The sequence below is a fragment of the Nocardioides sp. NPDC057577 genome (assembly GCF_042801335.1).
In the GTDB taxonomy this organism is placed as follows: domain Bacteria; phylum Actinomycetota; class Actinomycetes; order Propionibacteriales; family Nocardioidaceae; genus Nocardioides.
Genome location: NZ_JBHVGB010000015.1, coordinates 1 through 3,202, shown reverse-complemented (window position 1 = coordinate 3,202; position 3,202 = coordinate 1). Strand labels below are relative to the sequence as shown.

The following is a 3,202-nucleotide window of genomic DNA, read 5'->3' as shown; positions in this document are numbered from 1 at the left end:
CACAACATTCGGTTGTGTGGTGATGGTGCTACTCGCTAGTGGAATCGTCGATGAAACACCGGCTGGTTGCCGGGTGTGCTTCTCAGTACTGCCCTTCTCTTCGGAGGTGGGCGTGGAACCTGAAGTCTCCTGGAGCTGGTCTGGTCTTGACACACTGTTGGGCCCTGAGGAATCACACAACAATGCTAAGCAGTGTTGAGTGGTTGTCTCTCGCCCCCTTCGCCTGAAGGACGCTCGGTATGAGTGCTGGATGGGGTTGTGCGGGCTGGCCGGCGCTGAGTAAGCGTTGGAGTTGATAGTTGGATAGTGGACGCGAGCATCTTGTTTAATAAGAATGCACACACCTTGTAGGCGCTCTTGCCGAAGGTTTCGACCTTGGGTTGGGGTGTTGGTGTGTGCGTGGTCTTCGTAGCGCATGACAGGCTCGACAACGTGATGTTTGATATGTGATGTTGTTGTGTTTGTTGTTTTTGTTGAGTGTTTGTGAGAGATAAGCTATGAAGGGCACATGGTGGATGCCTTGGCATCAAGAGCCGAAGAAGGACGTTGGAGCCTGCGATAAGCCCTGGGGAGTTGGCAACCGAGCGTTGATCCGGGGGTGTCCGAATGGGGAAACCCAGCACGAGTCATGTCGTGTTACCCGCGCCTGAATCTATAGGGCGTGTGGAGGGAACGCGGGGAAGTGAAACATCTCAGTACCCGTAGGAAGAGAAAACAATAGTGATTCCGAGAGTAGTGGCGAGCGAAATCGGATGAGGCCAAACCGGTTACCTGTGATAGACGGCAGTTGTTGGGTAGTCGGGGTTGTGGGATATGTCTTTCATCGTCTGCCGGCGGTGAGCTCAGTAAGAAACCAAGCATGAAGGTGAACCAGTTGGGAAGCTGGGCCGTAGCGGGTGATAGCCCCGTAATCGTATGTGTTTGGCTGGGTTGATGTACTTCCCAAGTAGGACGGCACTCGTGGAATGTCGTGTGAATCTGGCGGGACCACCCGCTAAGCCTAAATACTTCTTGATGACCGATAGCGGACCAGTACCGTGAGGGAAAGGTGAAAAGTACCCCTGGCGGGGAGTGAAATAGTACCTGAAACCGTGTGCCTACAATCCGTCAGAGCCCGGCCGGCTGTTTACAGCAGTGGGGGTGATGGCGTGCCTTTTGAAGAATGAGCCTGCGAGTTAGCGGTGTGTGGCAAGGTTAACCCGTGTGGGGAAGCCGTAGCGAAAGCGAGTCCTAATAGGGCGATTGAGTCGCGCGCTCTAGACCCGAAGCGAAGTGATCTAGCCATGGGCAGGTTGAAGCGCCGGTAAGACGGCGTGGAGGACCGAACCCACTTCAGTTGAAAATGGAGGGGATGACCTGTGGTTAGGGGTGAAAGGCCAATCAAACTTCGTGATAGCTGGTTCTCCCCGAAATGCATTTAGGTGCAGCGTTGCGTGTTTCTTGCCGGAGGTAGAGCACTGGATAGCCGATGGGCCCGACCAGGTTACTGACGTTAGCCAAACTCCGAATGCCGGTAAGTGAGAGCGCAGCAGTGAGACAGTGGGGGATAAGCTCCATTGTCGAGAGGGAAACAGCCCAGACCATCAGCTAAGGCCCCTAAGCGATAACTAAGTGGAAAAGGATGTGGAGTCGCAGTGACAACCAGGAGGTTGGCTTGGAAGCAGCCACCCTTGAAAGAGTGCGTAATAGCTCACTGGTCAAGTGATTCCGCGCCGACAATGTAGCGGGGCTCAAGTTATCCGCCGAAGCTATGGCACTCCGGTTTTCCGGGGTGGGTAGGGGAGCGTCGTGTATCGAGTGAAGCAGCGGAGTGATCCAGCGGTGGACGGTACGCGAGTGAGAATGCAGGCATGAGTAGCGAATGATGTGTGAGAAACACATCCGCCGATTGATCAAGGGTTCCAGGGTCAAGCTAATCTGCCCTGGGTAAGTCGGGACCTAAGGCGAGGCCGACAGGCGTAGTCGATGGACAACGGGTTGATATTCCCGTACCGGCGAAATGACGCCCATGATGAGGCGCATGATGCTAACCATCTGAAGCGCACGTGACCGATCCCTTCGGGGTGAGGCGTGTGTGTGGAACATGGGACCCGAGTGTGTAGTAGTCAAGTGATGGGGTGACGCAGGAAGGTAGTCGAACCGGCGCGATGGTTGTCGCCGGCCAAGCATGTAGGACTGAGTCTAGGCAAATCCGGGCTCTGTATGTCTGAGATGTGATGGGGAGCCGTTTGGTGAAGTCGATGATCCTATGCTGTCGAGAAAAACCTCTAGCGAGTCATGAGCCGCCCGTACCCCAAACCGACTCAGGTGATCAGGTAGAGAATACCGAGGCGATCGAGCGAACCATGGTTAAGGAACTCGGCAAAATGCCCCCGTAACTTCGGGAGAAGGGGGGCCCGGATCGTGAACCCACTAGCTGGGGGAAGCGTGAAGGGCCGCAGAGACCAGGCCCAAGCGACTGTTTACTAAAAACACAGGTCCGTGCGAAGTTGTAAGACGATGTATACGGACTGACTCCTGCCCGGTGCTGGAAGGTTAAGAGGACGGGTTAGCCTCACGGCGAAGCTCAGAATTTAAGCCCCAGTAAACGGCGGTGGTAACTATAACCATCCTAAGGTAGCGAAATTCCTTGTCGGGTAAGTTCCGACCTGCACGAATGGAGTAACGACTTGGGCGCTGTCTCAACCGTGGACTCGGCGAAATTGCACTACGAGTAAAGATGCTCGTTACGCGCGGCAGGACGGAAAGACCCCGGGACCTTTACTATAGTTTGGTATTGGTGTTTGGTTCGGCTTGTGTAGGATAGGTGGGAGACTGTGAAGCGCACACGCCAGTGTGTGTGGAGTCAACGTTGAAATACCACTCTGGTCGTACTAGATGTCTAACTTCGGACCATGATCTGGTTCAGGGACAGTGCCTGATGGGTAGTTTAACTGGGGCGGTTGCCTCCTAAAATGTAACGGAGGCGCTCAAAGGTTCCCTCAGCCTGGTTGGCAATCAGGTGGCGAGTGTAAGTGCACAAGGGAGCTTGACTGTGAGACAGACATGTCGAGCAGGGACGAAAGTCGGAACTAGTGATCTGGCCACGGCATGTGGAAGCGTGGTCACTCAACGGATAAAAGGTACCCCGGGGATAACAGGCTGATCTTCCCCAAGAGTCCATATCGACGGGATGGTTTGGCACCTCGATGTCGGCTCGTCG

The 3,202-nt window shown here is 54.8% G+C and carries 1 rRNA gene; it reads left to right on the top strand.

Annotated features, from left to right (window positions below):
• Positions 1 to 488: 488 nt before the first annotated feature.
• Positions 489 to 3,202, top strand: a 23S ribosomal RNA gene (locus ACFU7D_RS05040); the annotation flags it as partial.